A 16094-nucleotide genomic window follows, 5' to 3' on the forward strand; every position below is an offset into this window, starting at 1 on the left:
AGTATTTTGATGAAGGTATTTGTTGTTATCATTCGATCGAATCAGCATAAACTGGTTTTTCATCAATCAATCCCATTCTTTCGGGGGGCCAAAAACGTACAGAGGCACGACCAATAAATCTATCCCGTGGCACAAAGCCCCAATAATGGGAATCATAGCTATTATTGCGATTATCTCCCAAAACTAAATACTCCCCTTGAGGTACAATAACAGGTCCATAATCATATTTTGGTGCTTCTGAAATATAAGCCTCTCTCAAAACTTTTCCATTAACCTGTACCTTGCCATTTCTTACTATCACTTCGTCTCCGGGTAAACCAATAATTCTTTTAATAAAAGCCTCGTTAAAATGTTCTCTTTGGAGGGCTTCCGTAGCGTTAAATACAACTATATCTCCTCTTTTAGGTTCTCGAAAACGATAAGTCATTTTTTCAATGAGCAAACGATCGTTAATTTGTAGTGTTGGTTCCATAGAAGAAGAAGGAATGTATCGAGCTTCAGCGATAAAAGTACGAATACCAAAAGATAAAACAGCAGCCATAGCAACAGTTTTCACAATTTCTAACCAAGGATTTTCTTCGTGACTAGCAATGTTTTGGTGTTTTTGTTTTTCACTCATAGGGGTTTTTTGGATGTTAATATGCTGACTATCTAGTTTAGCGTGAACTACCCATATTCGTCTTCTGTTATGCGGGTAGAAATTACCAACCACTCTGAAACTTGGTATAATTTTAGTGTTTACAGCGTGGGACTTCTTTCTCCATTTATGTTAAAAAGATTGAGTGGTCATAAGGGTATTTTTCATCGTATAATAGTAAATTGTGTCTATTTTAGATAAATCTATGCCTAAATTAAAAACTAAAAAATCTGCGGCTAAACGTTTTCGCATCACTGGAAGCGGGAAAAAGATTATGCGTCGTAAAGCTAATAAAAACCACTTATTAGAGCATAAAACAGCAAAACAAAGACGACGTTTAAGTAATATGGCTTTGGTTGATGAGAGTAACGAAAAAGAAGTTCGCTTAATGTTACCTTACGCTTAGGGATTAATCATCATATCATCGAGTAAATTGTCACGGATGATGTTTTATTTTATTTCCCTACTTAAACATAATTCTAAATTACCTTAAATATTAAACTGTAAAAAAAATGACTAGAGTAAAAAGAGGTAACGTCGCCCGTAAAAGACGTAAGAAAATTTTAAAGTTGGCTAAAGGCTTTCGTGGCTCTCATTCTAAGCTATTTCGTACCGCTAACCAACAGGTTATGAAGGCTTTACGCAATGCTTACAGAGACAGACGTAAGAAAAAAAGAGATTTTCGCCGTTTATGGATTACCCGTATTAATGCCGCCGCTAGACTTCATGGAGTTAGCTATAGTCAATTAATTAACAAATTAGATAAAGCTAATATCGCTTTGAATCGTAAAATGTTGGCACAATTAGCAATCCAAGATGCAGAAGCATTCCAAAAAGTAGTTGAGTTAGCACTTCAAGGTTAACATCACATCTCCCAATAACGGCTAAAGTGGTTACTACACACTATAGAGAATTTTCGATCGAACTCTCTCAAGTATTAGATGGTAGGGTGGGCATTGCCCACCAATTAAGCTACTTTCAACGAGTCGTTAAAACAAACTAGGGATGCACAAAAAGTATTTTGATGAGAGTGGGTATCACAGGCATCAGGTGTCAGGTTAAAGAATGAAAAATCAAGGTGTTGAAGCGTTATATCTTCAACAAATATACAGGTGTATTGTGAATAATCAGATTTGAAATGCCCTGTTTTTGAGTAAAAATTGCCAAAAATTCGCACTTTTTTGTGAATATAATGTGCCTAAACCATTGATTTTAATAACCTTTTGATTTATTTAGCAAACCCTAATTATCTTGGTTCTTCTACAGTAGCTATGCAAAATTAACAGAAAATAAAAGCTATAAACTTTATAGAATAAGCGTTATAGTTAAATAAAATTGCAAATTTTATCATTTATTATTTTGATAACTTCCATTGCCAATTGACTATTGCCCTTTGCCCTATGTCAATAAATAATTTATCATACTGAAAGTAGAAGAACCTTAATCTTTAATTAATCTTTCAAAAATTTCAATCAAAGATTCTGCGTTATCATTAATATCTGAATATTGAGTTAATGCAGTTTCTATAATTTCCTTAAAGTTGCTATTTTCCTCATTAATTTCTTGTTCTTTATTTCTCAATATTTCTATTAATTCATCTTCAATTAAAGCAAATATTTCCTGATATTTATCTTGTAAATTATTGCCTTTATCGTCATAAAAATTAACTAAATATTCGGTGATATTGTCTAGGTTTTCTTTATAAATACTATCAATATTTTCTATATCATTACCTATATTGTCAAAGGAATTTTGTAAATTTTCTGTTTCTTCTTCAAGGCTATTATTAATATTTTCTTCTAGTAATTGTAATAATTTTTCCTCACTATCTTCTACAATATTTTGATAGTTTTTAATACCCCTAATCATCACATCTTTGATGAATCCTGTTACTTTATTAAGATTAGATTCTAAGGGGGGTTTTATTTCTGTGACAGTATCGTTAAAATGCTTTACTATACCTGATAACTGTTCGATCGAATCATTAACTGTTTGACTATGATTACCCATTTTGTCCACTAAATCAATTACCTCTTGTTTTCTTTCTTGAGCGAGGGTTTCTGTTTCTGTGATAAATTGATCAATGTGTTCTCCTAAACTGTCTAATTCTTCTAACATGGAGGAGATTTCTTCTACAAAATTCTCGGAAATATTATCAATTTCTTCGGCTAAAGTTTCTGATATATCCATTAAACTACCATAACTTTCTTCGGTTAATTGATTACTTTCTTCCAAAAAATCTTCTAAGTCGTCTATTCTCTCATAGGTGTCTTTTTTTTCTGTTTCAAAATCTAAAAACTCTTGATAAACATTGCTGACTATATCAATTAATGTACTCATGATTTTTTCTCCTTAAAGTTAAATAAAGTTAAATATTTAATGACTCTTTTGCTTCTTCTAAATCGCAAATTAGTTGTCTAATAGATGGCATTAAACCCGTTAAATTTTCTGATATATTCACGAATTTACTATGGTAATCATCTATTTCTTGACTATTATCTTCTATAGCTAAAGATTCTTGTATCGATTCCATAACATCCCCAATAGTTTCTTTGATTAACTCTCCCATTTGTGCTATTTTATCTTCGGTTTCCTCGCTAAATTCTTTAATTTTATCTTCAATATTTTCTAAACTATTTTCTATTTCTTGTTTTAAATTTTCCTCCACATTATTTAAAGCATTAATAATATTATTTTGCACATAATTTTCTAAGGTGTTTTGCATTTCCTCTAAATTATTTTCAGTGATGCTAAAATGAGATTGACTGGTTTGTTCAAGACGGGTTAATTTTTGAGTTAAAATATCCGTTTCTTGTTCCATTTCTAACCAACTAACTTCCATTTTATTATAATTATCTTCCACCGTGTGCCATAATTCATTAAAAATGCCCATACTATCTGTTAATAATTGTAGATGTTGGTTTTTGATGGTTTCTAGTTGATTTTCAAATCGCTGAAAGTAGTTATTAACTCCTTCTAATATCGGCAACATTTCTGCTTCTTGGGTATCAATAATTTTATCTAGTTTTTTCAGTTTACTAGCTATGGAAATCATTTTATTTTGCAATAAACTTTGTTGTTGAATTATGGTTTTTGGTAAGGCTTTTAACTTTTCTTGAATATTTAATAATGATGCCACCATTTCTAATTGTTTGAGTTTATTTTGTTCGATCGAACCAGCAATTTGTTGTTTAATGAGAGTAAGTTTTTCTGTCATGATAGCCAATTCATCGGGGAGTTGTTTTCTAACTTGACTGATATATTCTAATCCTGCAATTAAAGCCTCAGTGGACATAATTTTCTCCTTATTTAAACGGTGATATTATCTAATTGTTGATTCATTTCTTCGGCAATTTCACTGGCAGAAGATAAGTCTTCACTTAGGGTAATTAACTCCTCTAAGTTATTGGATATTTGCTCAATTTGCTCATAATTATCTAAGTGTTGAAATAAAAATTTTAACAAATTATCTGAGAGGTTATTCATTTCATTTTCTATATCATTTTGAGCATTACTTTCTATGGTATTTTGGAAACTATTTAAGGATGCCTCACTAGACTCTTGAAAATCATTAATTAAACTAATATTTTTCTGAATAAATTGAGTGCTTTCTTCTTCGATATTTTCCTGAAAAGTTGTTACACTAGATTCCATTTCCTGCGGTTGAATTTCCCTAATTTCTGTACTCAATTCGGTAAATTTTTCTTCTAGGTTCGATCGACTATCATTAAAAATATCCATAATAGTAGTTACCTTTTCTTCCGTTTCTTCCTCCTGATTAACTACTTCATTATTCATGGTATCTATCAATTCTTGAAAAGAAGTAAGAGAATTTTCAATTTTATCGATAACTTGGGTTAATTTTTCAGGAGTATCAATAACTTCCTCATCATCACTATTATTATTTTGTTGTAAATATTCCCCCTTAATAATTTGTTGAATGATAGCATCAATTCTGTCAAAATCATTTTTTAAAGATTGTTGGTTAGAATCAATTTTATTAGTAATTTCCGTAGTGTTATTAGTGGAAGTTTCTTGAATTTCTGAGAGATTTTTCATCAATTCTGTTAAGGTATTTTGAAAATCAGTGAATTGCTGTAAAGTATTTTCTTCCTGAGAATTTATATCCGTTTGATTTTCCGTTAATTTTTTTGTCAAACTTTCCAATAAATCATCTAACTGTTTACCGCTATCATCTAACTCATTCGCTTCTTTTTCCGAATCTTCTGTTAAACCATCTAACAATTTTCCTAATTCATCTAACTTGGCACTTATTTCCTCAATCTGATTTTGAGCACTATCCACATCCTCCGCCATTTCTTTGACACCACTTTTTTCTTCCCCTTTTGCCGAATCGCCCTTGCCTGAGTTGCCTTTTTTTCCTCCTCCCCCTTCTTTACCTCCTCCTCCTTTACTTTCGGGTTGTTTCTCTTTATCTCCTCCTTTTGCTTTATCCCCTCCTCCTGTAGAAACTGAATCTTGAGAAGATTTATCCCCTCCCTCCGATGGGGTTTTATTTTCTTCACCCCCTGCCTGTTGAGAAGCGTTTTCTCCCTTTTCTCCTCCTTTCTCACCATCTCCATCTCCTTTTTCACTGGCATCGCTACCCCCAGAAGCAGAGGAAGAATTACTATCACCACCACTTAATTCGTCTAATTTCCCTTGTGCTTCCTGAATTTCTGATTCTGTAGGGATTTCTCCTTGCTCCATTTTTGATGCTAAACTGCCAATATATTCCCCCATGCTTTGTAATTGGGAGGCTTCTTCTCCTTCCAATTCTTGGGCTAAAGCTAGTAAATCTACACTATTTCCCTGTAATTCTTGAGTGAGATTTGACAGGGTATCCTCAGCTTGTACTCCACTTTTAAAACCCATACCAATTAAACTACCTAAGACTCCTAAACCTGCGACGGAGGAGGCGACTACTTTTTTGGCTTTTTCTGAAATATCCATAATAAAAAAGGTGCTAGGTTAAAGTTTATAGTAATTTAAAATTACTCTTATATAATATCTAACAATTATATATAAAATTATAGGAAAATATATGCTAAAAAAACTGAAAAAAATATTAAGAATTAATTATTAATAGTTTAGTTTCACAACTATTGTAGAATACTCATCATCTATTCGATCGAACTCACAATATCACAACTTCGATCGTACCGCTCATTTATTTGGGTTAAACATTGATTATTTTCTCTTAATTTATCTTGATTATTCACAATGTTTTTAACTAGATTTTCTCCTACATTATTGAGGTTATCGTTAATAGTTTGAATCAAAGTTTTGCTTTCCTCTAATTGAGTAATAATATTATTTATGACTTCTTCATTTAAGTTGTTTTTAATTTCTTCATCAAATCTATTATCATACTGTTTTACCTCTTTTTCTACTTGTTTTTGATAGTTAATAGTCTGATTTATCAACTGTTTATTATCATTTTTTAAACTATTAATTTGATTATTTAATAACTGTTCAATTTCATTAAAATTATCGGTTAAATTAGTTTGCTGTTGTCGAAAATTGCGTCTCCAATTATTAGTTTTAGTTTGAAAATCATCTAAATCTCTAATCATTTCTTCTTGATAGTTAACTAAATCGTTATCTAAGGTTTCAATTTTTGTTGACCATTGATTAATATTGTTCAATAATTGATTTACAGCAGTATCAATATTTCGATCGATATTGGCAATAGTATCTCTAAACTCTTGATTTTTAGTTTGATATTCAGTAATCAAATCATCGGTAGTTCGATCGATTAAATCCGTTTGATTTTTGAGGTTGTTTAAAGTTTCTTCAGCCGAGTTTTTTTCCTCTTTTAATCTATTACTTAAATCTAGTAATTTTTGACCTAAATTATTGGTAATATTAAGGGTATTTGTATTAATATTATCGATATTATTGTGTAAGGAATCGATGGCTTTATTAACCATAGAAAATGAACCAGTAGAAGCGTTAGTTTGACCTCCTAATAGTTCTATTCTCTCTTGAAATCGATCGATTAATTCATTTAAAGTAAGACTCATAAATCTAGTTAATATTTATTTTTTTAAACTAATAGCTATTTAACAAAAATAAGTTTTGCAATTATTCCCAGTAAGCTAGTAAACATAACAGCAATGAGAGTATTTAAACGAGTATCAATACTATCGAGTCTTTTGTTAATTCCACTTTGCCCTTCTTTTAAAGTCGCAATATCCACTTTCATATCGTTTAATTTCTCGTTGACTTGCCCATTTTGAGTAATCATTCGATTATTTAATTGTGTAATTAACTCTTTAACTTCTTTTAAATCATTTTCTGTTATGGTACTCATGACAAAATTGCTTAAATTTATCTGCAATTTGATCTTTTTTATAACTTCTTAATTCTTACTTATTACTTATTACTTATTACTTCTTACTTTTTACTTTTTACACTCCCACTTTACTTAACAATTCCTTCACTTCGTCAAAAATGCCGATCGCACTCTTTAAACCAATATTTGTCGTATCCATTGCTGTTGTTAAGGTATCTGTGGTAGTGTCAACGGTTGAGCCTAGAGTAGAAACAGCCTCGCTAATGGTACTCAAAGTACTTTCTATATTTTCGGCGGTGGAAAGTAAATCTCCGAAAATACCCTCCGCACTACTGGTAAATTCTTCTAAAGTAGAATTAGCAGATTCTTGGGTATTATTTGCTTGTTCTTGGGCTTGAGTACTAACATTATTCGTTAATTCTTCAATTTGAGTAGAAAATGCCGAAATCATGTCATTTAAACGAGAAATAGCATCTTCTGCTATCTGTTGTTCTACTTCTGCTGTTTTTCCTTCCACTTCTGATTGATTTTCATTGATAGCACTTTGGAAATCATTTTCCAGTTTACCTTGAGATTCGCTAACAGTGCTTTCTAAATCTTCTTGTATTTCCTCCACTTTGCTTTGTAAAGTTTCGAGAGTGTCTTTGATAGTGTTAAACACTTCTTCTAATTCCGAAGATTTTGCCTCACTATCTTCTTTTAAGGCGTTAATTTCGGTTTTAGTGTTTTCTACTCCTTGAGAGGCTTGTTCTTGGGCAGACTGTACGTTACTTTGTAAATTAGTTAATCCTTCCTTGAGGCTATCGGTTTGAGTGCTTAATTCTTCCCTTGCCGTGGAAATTTTCTCTAATAATGCTTGAGCGCGTGCCGATAATTCTTCCCAGTTACTATCAAATTCTTCCCCTACAGTAGCTAATTTTTCCCTTGCTTGGGTTAGATTTTCTTCCGCAGAATCTGCACGATTTAATAATTCTTGTAATTGATTGACGGTTTCGCCAATACTTTGCTCTAAATCTACAGCCATGTTTTTAACTCCTTTTGATCAATGTTATATTTAATAGTTTGTAGGCTTTAGCCTTTCGATCCTCATATCTCCGAAATAAGAGATTGCTTCGTTACCTCGCAATGACAGATAAGAGAGATTGCTTCGTTACCTCGCAATGACAGATAAGAGAGATTGTTTCGTTACCTCGCAATAACAGATAAGAGAGATTGCTTCGTGCCTCGCAATGACAGATAAGAGAGATTGGTTTGTTTCTCGCAATGACAAAGCACAAACCTATTACCCGAAAGAAATACCAAATTTACTAGCGGCAGATTTGACACCATCGATACCTTCTTCGATGGGATCGATAAAGCCTTCTAATTCATCGATTAAATCCCCAACAATTTCTCTTATGGTTGAAGATTCGCCTTCAGCGTCGGTGATTTTTTGTACCATGTCATCGAGAGAATCGGTAACTTTACCAATGGCGGAGGCAATTAATTCTTGTAACTGTTGTTCAATTTCACTTTGGGCTTTATCCATCAACCCTTCAACGCCCCCTGACATAGTTTCGCTAGTGGAAGCCAAAACACTACTAAAATTCTCACTGACGGAAGCAAATTCTTGTGCCATAGTTTGAATGTCACTGGTAACGGTTTCTTGCCCTTGATTTACCTGCTCGGTGAAATTCTGCATTTCTTGTTCCATGCGACTGTTAACATCTTCGAGTTTGTCTCGTAAGGCTTCCATTACATTAAGAGTGCTTTCCATAGCGGAGGCTAATTCTTCTTGACTAGCTTTAATGGCATTTTGAGCTTCTGTGAGGGTGTTTTGAGTAGCTTCTTCGGTGCTTTCGGTTTCGGTTTTTCCTTCATCGATTTGGGTTTTAAATTCATTCATTTTTTCCATCGCGCTTTGAACTTCTTCAATCATCTGCTGTTGAGCTTCTTGTAAGAAGGCGGTTAATTCATTGGCACTATTTTCAAAGTTAACTACTTCAGCATCGGTGTTACTTTCATTTTCGGCGATTTCATCTTTCATAGCGGTTAATGCTTCTTGAATTTCGCTCATAATGTCAGCTACTTGGGTTTGTTTTTCCTCCACGTTAGCCACTAATTCGTTAGCTTCGGCTTCTACTTCTTCGGCTAAAGTAATTAAATTGTCTAATCTTTCAGGAAATTGGATAATTAACTGAGATAGCATATTCAGACTGTCGCTTAATTCACTCATGTTTAAAACTCCTTATTTGTTATAAATTTTTTGAGATTTGCTTATTGGTGGTAAAAATCAAGTTTGATCGAGATTGCTTCGTGCCTCGCAATGACTGATAAAGAAAATTGCTTTGTTTCCTCGCAATGACTGATAAAGGAGATTGCTTTGTTTCCTCGCAATGACTGATAAGGAAGATTGTTTTATTACCTTGCAATGGCATAGCATCATTTAGAAATCAAAAGCTGACAATACTGCATTAATCGAACCTAATGTTACTTTGGCAGCAACAATAACGGGTAAAATAGGACTGATTGAGCCTGTAACAGAAGTACCTATGGTTGTCATGGTGATATTTTCTACCATTTCTTGGGCTAAGGCAGATACGGCGTTTTCCATCGCATCTTGAAAAGCCTCTGTTAGTTCGTCTTTCATGGTTTCTCCCGAATATTCGATCGAATTCTCCAGAATTTCGTCTAAACGCTCCTTAAGTTGATCTGCTAAATCCATGTTTTCGTCACTGAAAGAAGAAAGCAAATCTTCAAAACCACTGGTTAAATCGTCTAATTGAGAGGTTAATTCCGTTAATTGCTCTCCTGTCAAATTACCGCTAAACTCACTCAGTAAAGAATCTAACTCACTTTTTTGAGTTTCCCCTACATTGGTGGCAGTTTCTTCTAACTTATCTTCCGTTTCTTCTTGGGCGGAGGTTAAATTATCTTGTAATCCTAAGACTTCATCAGTAAAGGTACTGAAAAATTCTTCGGCGGTGTTGTTGCTTTCTGCTAAAGATGATGTTAGAGTTTCGATCGAAGCCATCAAGTTACCGAAAGTTTCGGTTAAGTCTGCAAAAACCCCTTCTAAACCCTCCTGTTGATTGTTGACTTCTTCTTCAACTTCTCCTTTTTTCTCCTCAATGGATTGATTAACTTCAGTGGTAAGATACCTTAACTGTTTATTATCAGAAAAAATCTGAAATCTTTTTGAAACTTCATCACATCTTTTTTGAGGTGTCCACCCCGAACTTCTAAAAAAGTCACTTTCCCAAACGATTAACAAAATTCTACCTTTTTCTGTATCCACTACAGTACTTGGTTTACCTTGATGATTGATACAACTATAAACATTTCTTTTCGTTTGTGCTTCCATTGGACTATTTAACCATAGCAAAGGTACGATCGAAATAGCCAACATCATTATTTTACCTAACCATGAATTTTTCATAATTTTTACCATGAAATAACGGTTTTTATAATTTTCTAAAGTTATGATACTTTTGACAGGCTACATGATTTTGATATTTTTTGGGAAGTATTGTGTTATCTCGTTTCATATAGCCATGAGAATTAAATAACTTTATTTGGGGCATATCAGTTATTTTTCCATTTGCTTAATCGCAAAAAAGAGGAGGACAATCAAAATTGTCGTTTTGTGGTACTGGTACGGGAGTAGGAGTAATTTGAGGAGCTGGAGTAATTACAGGAGATGGAGTGATTTCAGGAGGCAAAACTTGAGGAGTTTGAGAGATTATAGGAGCTTCATCGATAAATTTATCAAACTCAAAAGCATACCTATTGCCAGTTCTGCGAAGGAAATTACTGCTCGATCGAGTGGCTTGAAATAAATTTTGTAAGACTTGATTGGGATTGTCGTTGTTACTCTCCAAAGTTAGCAATAATCCATTGTCAAGACATTGATAAGTACTTCCTCCCGTTGCCTTTCCTACACAAATAACATTTTGTCCTTTCATTTTACCTGTAGTCAAAAATCTTAAGGTTTTATTGTCAGAAAATTCTTGAAACCGTCTTGAAACTTCTTCGCATCTTTTTTGAGGAGTCCACCCCGAACCTCTAAAAAAGTCACTTTCCCAAACGATCAACAAAACTCTGCCCTTGTCTGTATCCACTACAGTACTTGGTTTACCTTGATAATTGATACAACTATAAACGTTTCTTTTCGTTTGTGCTTCCACTGGACTATTTAACCATAACAAAGGTACGATCGAAATCCCCAACACAAGTATTTTACTTAACCATGAATTTTTCATAATTTTTACCATAAAAAAGTTTTTCTCTATTATGATTATAAGTTATAACTATTGTAGTTTAATTATATTCTTGATGATTTGTTAAGAAAAATATAACAAGATTAACAAAATGATCTATTTTAAGTTCTAATTAATTTTTTAAACTCAGTAATTTCTTTACTTAAATTTTTTTCTTTCTCTTTAAAAAGGTCTAAATTAGCTTTAATAGAAATCTGTTGTTTTTCTTGTTCAATTATATACTCAGTATAACTTTCTTGAATATTTTGCAAACTATTATCGATGCGATTAGCTTCATATTCTAAAGTTAAATTTATATCTTGGATTACTTTTTCTAACAAATTTTTACTTAAAGATTGATAATAACTACTAACCTCTTTTTTTAATTTTTCGGCGGCTTCTTCTAATTTTAAATTATTATCTTGGTTATAGGATGTTGTTAAGAAAAATATCAACGCAAAAACTCCTAAGCCTAATAAAAAAGGAAACTGTTTAAAAACTCCTGATAATTGGGCAAACATTTCATTTTTTCCGACTTTTTGTCCTAAAATAGCAAAAACAAGGGTAGCCATCATCATTATTTGCATTAAGTTCGATCGAATTGTTTTCATAATATACCCTGCCATCGATACTTGTTTATGACGCACATCACTATCAATTCCCATAAAAGAAATGAGAAAATTATTTTTAACATCTAATGATGAAGGTTCGTGAAATGGAGATTCAGAGAATAAATTAGGGATAATATTAGTTCTTTCATAACTGCGCATTAATAACCCATTTAAACCACCATTACTATAAATATTTAAAATTTTATCCCATTCTTTTAACGCCCAATTTTCCATAGTAGAAGTAGAGAATTGAATGATAATTTGATTCAAATCAGTATTAATATTTCCTTGTTTAGGAGATAACTTAACATAAGGTTGTCCTTCTTTTTTAAAAATAATAGGTTGTAAATCATCGACAAAATTTTGAATTTGAGAAATAATACTCCGTTTACTAAAGTTATCTAAAATAGACGCTTTAGCTTGAGTTAAGTCAGTTTTTATTTGTTTAAAAAATTTGTCTTTATCTTCTTTTACCTCTCCTAAAACACTCTTAGTTATATCTTTCCAATTTTGTTTAGTCATTTCCTGTAACTTACTTTGAAAATGATTTATTTTATGCTTTAATTCTTCATCTTCTTTCACTAAAATTGACTCTAAAGGAGTTATTAAAGGAATTAATTGAGCATTTAATCTTTTAGCTAAAAGATTTTCAGGTTGACGCTTAATAACATTACCTAAACCCTTAATAAATTTATCTAGTCTTTTTTGCATGGGTTTAGACAAATTCCCTTGATAATCTTCTTGATAATAAGGAGTTAAAAGTACAGGAAAAAAGTCTATTTTATACTCAAAATTTTGTGCTTCTAACCAAGTTTCACATTCACTTATCACAGTTTCTAAGTTTTTTTCTTCCTCCTGTATATCTAAATCCATTATCAAAAATTGTTTAGACATCATTTCTATATTTAATGTCTTCAAAAAAATCTCGATCGAATGTGATTTATAACTATTATAGGTACTAACTAACAATAAAACATCACAATCAATGACATCATAATAAGGATTATTGATATTATCATCATTAACGGTTTCTTCACTGAAATAATAACAAGCAAATTTGTCTTGATAATGAGGATGAGCAATAGTTATTATATCCCCTGAATTTAAGATAAAATTACTATTAATTTTTTGACTATTAACAAAAGTACCATTACTACTATTTAAGTCTTTGATTTGCCATTTACTAATACCTTTTTCATCGATAACTGTATTAATTTCGGCGTGTTGCCAAGATACGCCTTTATAAATATTTCCATCTAAAACTAAGTTTAAGTCTGGATTTCTACCGAAAGTGTAAACTTGGTTTGTATCAAGGGTAATTTCTTGGATAACATTGATTTCATTATCAATAAAATTAACTAACTTTAAAATACTTAAAAATTCTGATTGAGTTTCTTTGGGTAACTCAGGAATCAAATCATATTTAATCTTATATCCCTGAGTAAATTCGGGATTTTTACTAATTAAATCAAACATTGCTTGAATTAATTTTTCTTCATCACCTACTATTTGTAATGTTAATTTTTTTTCTGACAATAAAGCCTCTATTTTATTAACTTTAGTGATGACTTCTCTTAACTCATTATATTCAGGTAATTTTCTGTTTAAAAAACTTTTAATACTTTCAATATTTTGTTGTAATTTATCAGCTTTTGGTGGCATAATTTTTAATTAGGAGTTGATAAAAAAGTTTTTTGATGAGGATAATTTTTAAGTTTTATTAAATTCTTATTTCTTGTTTGATAAATTTTTAAAAATTACTATATTTTTTTAGTATCTCAATTACTGTTCTGGTTATTATTTTTTAATTGAAAATTAATTAATCCTTCTTCTTCAAGTTTATTAATGAGTAGTTTGATCGAATTACTGGGAATCCCCCAACTTAATTGTTCCATTATTGCTACTTATTTTTCAGAAATAATAGTCCCATTTTGATAGATATAATGATTACCTAAAAATGGATAAGAACCTAAAGCATTAATGCCAATTAATTCTCCTTTTTCATTAAGTATAGAACCTCCGCTCATGCCCGAATAGATATTATTACTATAACCTAATTGATAGCCTCCGATCAAAGGTTGATGTAAAATTTTCTTAACATATCCCATAGTATATTTAAGCTGGGGAGATTGAGTAAAATTATCTTGAAAAGGAAAACCAGTAGCTAATATTTTTTCATTTTTTTGAACATCATTTTTAATTTTAACTACATTATATTTTTCTTGACTACTAAACTTTAACAAAGCTAAATCATCTACCACTGTATCCTGATTATTTTGCTAAATAACTTCTCCCAGATACACCTTATTTCTATAGGTTTGAATTTTATAATCAACATTAGTATCTTTAACTACATAATTATTAGTAATCACAGAATAAATGCCATTATCTTCCCTAATAAGCTAAGACGCATTTAAGTTACATTAATCAAATTTCCCTTATTTTTAAATTTTTTACTCCAATTTATCTCTAATTGATTTTCATTTAATAGCCTTTTAATTGTTGTTTCTAACTCTTCTACATTTTTAAATTCTCGATTAGCTATATATTCTTTTGCCGAATGCCAGACTAATTCTATTAAATTATAATCTGGACTATAAGGTGGTAAATATTCCAATATAATATTGGGTAGTTCTTTCTCTATTTTTTCTATTATTTCTTTCTTTTTATGAAAACTAGCATTATCTAATATTATTACTATTTTTGGTCCTATTTTTTCAAAATCTTCTTCTTTATTTCCTTTCTCTATCCATTCTTTTTTTATTTCTTCATTCAGTTTCTTTAATTGTTCATAAAATGTCATCGAATCTCCTTTTTTAATCACATAACATACTCTCTTTTTATCTGAATATCTTAAGCCACCCATCATATTTACTCTCCCTCTTCTTCTTTGTCCTTTGACGGTTTTTCTCTTACCTTTTTTTGTCCATAATCGTCTTCTTATTACTCTCAAACTAAATCCGCATTCATCCCAAAACCATATCTGTAAATCATTTTCTCTTTCTTTACTTAATCTTATATATTCTTCTATTTTTTCTTTAAATAATTCTCTTTTTTCTGGGTCTTGTTTATCTTCTAAACTATATTTTGACCAAATATAAACATATTTATTTTTTTTTAATATCCTTTGTATTTGAGATTTACTTAACTTAATACCAGTTTCTTTTTCCAAGTTTTCTGATAATCTTTTTCCTGTCCAACGACCAAATTCATATCCAAAAGTACTCGGTTCTATATCTACAATTTTTAATAATAATTCTATATATTCTGGTGTGGCTTTGTGATGATTTCCTTTTCTTGTTTCGTTTTGTAAACTTTCTGTATCATTAGGATTTCCATGAACAGCCCAATATGCGACTGTTCGAGGAGAGCAACCTAAAAAATCTGCTATTTCTTGATAATTCTTACCATCATTTTCTAATAAAAAGATTAAAATTCGTTCTCTGACTTCAGCTCTATCTTCTTTTTTCAAAGCATTTTGTAAATAATGTTTTTCTTCAGGTGACAAGAAATTTTTAATAGGCATGGTTAAGATTAACAAATTTATTTGTGCTATTATGATTATAGACTATACAAGTGCGTTTTAGCTTATGATTTGATCAATAACACTATAAAGAAAATCAAATAACCAAGCGAAGGTAAATTATGAATTTTAAAAATCTTCCTTATTTCACTGCTTTGGGAGTAGGATTGTTGTTCAATGCAGGAATCAACTCGGCGGAGGCTTCTAGTTTAACAAAAGAAGAAACATCTAATTCTCATCAGCAAAACTTAATTAGTCAATTAGAAGGTCATGATACCTATAATGGTGGAACACAAATGGAATGGGGCGACTATACGTTAGGTCGTGTTATCGGTAAAAGTGGCGATATTCTCTTTATTCGCACGGAAAGCGGAGCAGTTTTTCATGCTAACGGTGGTTTTTGCCCCGGTTCAGATGTCTTAGTTCATGAAGCTGATGGCAGATACCATTTAGTGGACAAAGCTCATTCTCAATGGATTAGTCGCTTAAAAGCTAAATATGGTTGGAAACGAGTAGAAGTTTCGGGTGCTTTAAATGAGCGTACTGCGGCTATTTGGTCTGAGTTAGAAGCGTCTCGTACTGCTACCCCTGCTGTTCAACCTGCTCCTGTGCGTGAAGTTGCTCCTGCACCTACCTACACTCCTCAACCTGAAGTTCAACAATTTAACCAACCCGTTCGTGGATTGTGGTAATTTCTTGTTATATTAAACTACCCTGCCTAACTTTTTGGACAGGTAGGGTTCTTCAACCTTCATCCTCGAAGTGTTCCCTTTTTCCTATCTGCCTA

General features: G+C 31.6%; 16 protein-coding genes. 3 read left to right on the plus strand and 13 right to left on the minus strand.

The window, feature by feature from the left end:
* Window positions 1–28 precede the first annotated feature (28 nt).
* A complete protein-coding gene (gene lepB / locus ACN4EE_RS04200) occupies window positions 29–619 on the minus strand; it encodes a signal peptidase I (protein ID WP_431705146.1) in 591 nt (196 codons plus the stop codon).
* A 223-nt stretch (window positions 620–842) separates the two neighbouring features.
* Here lepB and rpmI point away from each other — a divergent pair, with 223 nt between their 5' ends.
* Entirely contained in the window at window positions 843–1043 is a 201-nt protein-coding gene (gene rpmI / locus ACN4EE_RS04205) for a 50S ribosomal protein L35 (RefSeq protein ID WP_431705180.1), read from the plus strand.
* A 106-nt stretch (window positions 1044–1149) separates the two neighbouring features.
* Window positions 1150–1500, plus strand: a complete 351-nt coding sequence (rplT, locus tag ACN4EE_RS04210) for a 50S ribosomal protein L20 (protein ID WP_431705147.1) — start codon at window positions 1150–1152, stop codon at window positions 1498–1500.
* 577 nt (window positions 1501–2077) lie between these two features.
* Here rplT and ACN4EE_RS04215 read toward each other — a convergent pair.
* From ACN4EE_RS04215 to ACN4EE_RS04270, 12 genes are all read right to left on the minus strand, one after another.
* Complete coding sequence (locus tag ACN4EE_RS04215) at window positions 2078–2977, minus strand: hypothetical protein (RefSeq protein ID WP_431705148.1); 900 nt, start codon at window positions 2975–2977, stop codon at window positions 2078–2080.
* Window positions 2978–3005: 28 nt separating this feature from the next.
* The gene (locus ACN4EE_RS04220) at window positions 3006–3932 is read right to left on the minus strand and encodes a hypothetical protein (RefSeq protein WP_431705149.1); all 927 of its coding nucleotides are present in this window, start codon (window positions 3930–3932) and stop codon (window positions 3006–3008) included.
* Between the two features lie 14 nt (window positions 3933–3946).
* Window positions 3947–5590 (minus strand): coiled-coil domain-containing protein, encoded by a 1644-nt coding sequence (locus ACN4EE_RS04225; protein WP_431705150.1) that lies wholly within the window; start codon window positions 5588–5590, stop codon window positions 3947–3949.
* A gap of 170 nt (window positions 5591–5760) precedes the next feature.
* Window positions 5761–6663, minus strand: a complete 903-nt coding sequence (locus tag ACN4EE_RS04230) for a hypothetical protein (RefSeq protein ID WP_431705151.1) — start codon at window positions 6661–6663, stop codon at window positions 5761–5763.
* Between the two features lie 35 nt (window positions 6664–6698).
* A complete protein-coding gene (locus ACN4EE_RS04235; protein ID WP_431705152.1) occupies window positions 6699–6953 on the minus strand; it encodes a hypothetical protein in 255 nt (84 codons plus the stop codon).
* 97 nt (window positions 6954–7050) lie between these two features.
* The gene (locus ACN4EE_RS04240) at window positions 7051–7959 is read right to left on the minus strand and encodes an apolipoprotein acyltransferase (RefSeq protein WP_431705153.1); all 909 of its coding nucleotides are present in this window, start codon (window positions 7957–7959) and stop codon (window positions 7051–7053) included.
* A 258-nt stretch (window positions 7960–8217) separates the two neighbouring features.
* On the minus strand, window positions 8218–9150 hold the full coding sequence (locus ACN4EE_RS04245; RefSeq protein ID WP_431705154.1) for a GumC domain-containing protein: 933 nt from the start codon (window positions 9148–9150) through the stop codon (window positions 8218–8220).
* Between the two features lie 210 nt (window positions 9151–9360).
* The gene (locus ACN4EE_RS04250; protein WP_431705155.1) at window positions 9361–10353 is read right to left on the minus strand and encodes a COP23 domain-containing protein; all 993 of its coding nucleotides are present in this window, start codon (window positions 10351–10353) and stop codon (window positions 9361–9363) included.
* Window positions 10354–10519: 166 nt separating this feature from the next.
* Window positions 10520–11188, minus strand: a complete 669-nt coding sequence (locus tag ACN4EE_RS04255) for a COP23 domain-containing protein (RefSeq protein ID WP_431705156.1) — start codon at window positions 11186–11188, stop codon at window positions 10520–10522.
* A gap of 107 nt (window positions 11189–11295) precedes the next feature.
* Window positions 11296–13446: an FHA domain-containing protein gene (locus tag ACN4EE_RS04260; RefSeq protein ID WP_431705157.1), complete on the minus strand. Its 2151-nt coding sequence runs from the start codon at window positions 13444–13446 to the stop codon at window positions 11296–11298.
* Between the two features lie 242 nt (window positions 13447–13688).
* Window positions 13689–14045, minus strand: coding sequence for a S1 family peptidase (locus ACN4EE_RS04265; RefSeq protein ID WP_431705158.1), 357 nt, complete (start codon window positions 14043–14045; stop codon window positions 13689–13691).
* 152 nt (window positions 14046–14197) lie between these two features.
* The gene (locus ACN4EE_RS04270; protein ID WP_431705159.1) at window positions 14198–15310 is read right to left on the minus strand and encodes an IS630 family transposase; all 1113 of its coding nucleotides are present in this window, start codon (window positions 15308–15310) and stop codon (window positions 14198–14200) included.
* 119 nt (window positions 15311–15429) lie between these two features.
* On the opposite strand from ACN4EE_RS04270, the gene ACN4EE_RS04275 reads away from it, so the two are divergent.
* Window positions 15430–15999, plus strand: a complete 570-nt coding sequence (locus ACN4EE_RS04275) for a hypothetical protein (RefSeq protein ID WP_431705160.1) — start codon at window positions 15430–15432, stop codon at window positions 15997–15999.
* The last annotated feature ends 95 nt before the right edge of the window (window positions 16000–16094 follow it).

Source organism: Geminocystis sp. CENA526, from assembly GCF_050753365.1.
Lineage (GTDB): Bacteria > Cyanobacteriota > Cyanobacteriia > Cyanobacteriales > Cyanobacteriaceae > Geminocystis.

Bases quoted from the DNA above. Each gene is read 5' to 3' on its own strand.
- lepB (WP_431705146.1), bottom strand. From the start codon at position 619: ATGAGTGAAAAACAAAAACACCAAAACATTGCTAGTCACGAAGAAAAT.
- rpmI (WP_431705180.1), top strand. From the start codon at position 843: ATGCCTAAATTAAAAACTAAAAAATCTGCGGCTAAACGTTTTCGCATC.
- rplT (WP_431705147.1), top strand. From the start codon at position 1,150: ATGACTAGAGTAAAAAGAGGTAACGTCGCCCGTAAAAGACGTAAGAAA.
- ACN4EE_RS04215 (WP_431705148.1), bottom strand. From the start codon at position 2,977: ATGAGTACATTAATTGATATAGTCAGCAATGTTTATCAAGAGTTTTTA.
- ACN4EE_RS04220 (WP_431705149.1), bottom strand. From the start codon at position 3,932: ATGTCCACTGAGGCTTTAATTGCAGGATTAGAATATATCAGTCAAGTT.
- ACN4EE_RS04225 (WP_431705150.1), bottom strand. From the start codon at position 5,590: ATGGATATTTCAGAAAAAGCCAAAAAAGTAGTCGCCTCCTCCGTCGCA.
- ACN4EE_RS04230 (WP_431705151.1), bottom strand. From the start codon at position 6,663: ATGAGTCTTACTTTAAATGAATTAATCGATCGATTTCAAGAGAGAATA.
- ACN4EE_RS04235 (WP_431705152.1), bottom strand. From the start codon at position 6,953: ATGAGTACCATAACAGAAAATGATTTAAAAGAAGTTAAAGAGTTAATT.
- ACN4EE_RS04240 (WP_431705153.1), bottom strand. From the start codon at position 7,959: ATGGCTGTAGATTTAGAGCAAAGTATTGGCGAAACCGTCAATCAATTA.
- ACN4EE_RS04245 (WP_431705154.1), bottom strand. From the start codon at position 9,150: ATGAGTGAATTAAGCGACAGTCTGAATATGCTATCTCAGTTAATTATC.
- ACN4EE_RS04250 (WP_431705155.1), bottom strand. From the start codon at position 10,353: ATGAAAAATTCATGGTTAGGTAAAATAATGATGTTGGCTATTTCGATC.
- ACN4EE_RS04255 (WP_431705156.1), bottom strand. From the start codon at position 11,188: ATGGTAAAAATTATGAAAAATTCATGGTTAAGTAAAATACTTGTGTTG.
- ACN4EE_RS04260 (WP_431705157.1), bottom strand. From the start codon at position 13,446: ATGCCACCAAAAGCTGATAAATTACAACAAAATATTGAAAGTATTAAA.
- ACN4EE_RS04270 (WP_431705159.1), bottom strand. From the start codon at position 15,310: ATGCCTATTAAAAATTTCTTGTCACCTGAAGAAAAACATTATTTACAA.
- ACN4EE_RS04275 (WP_431705160.1), top strand. From the start codon at position 15,430: ATGAATTTTAAAAATCTTCCTTATTTCACTGCTTTGGGAGTAGGATTG.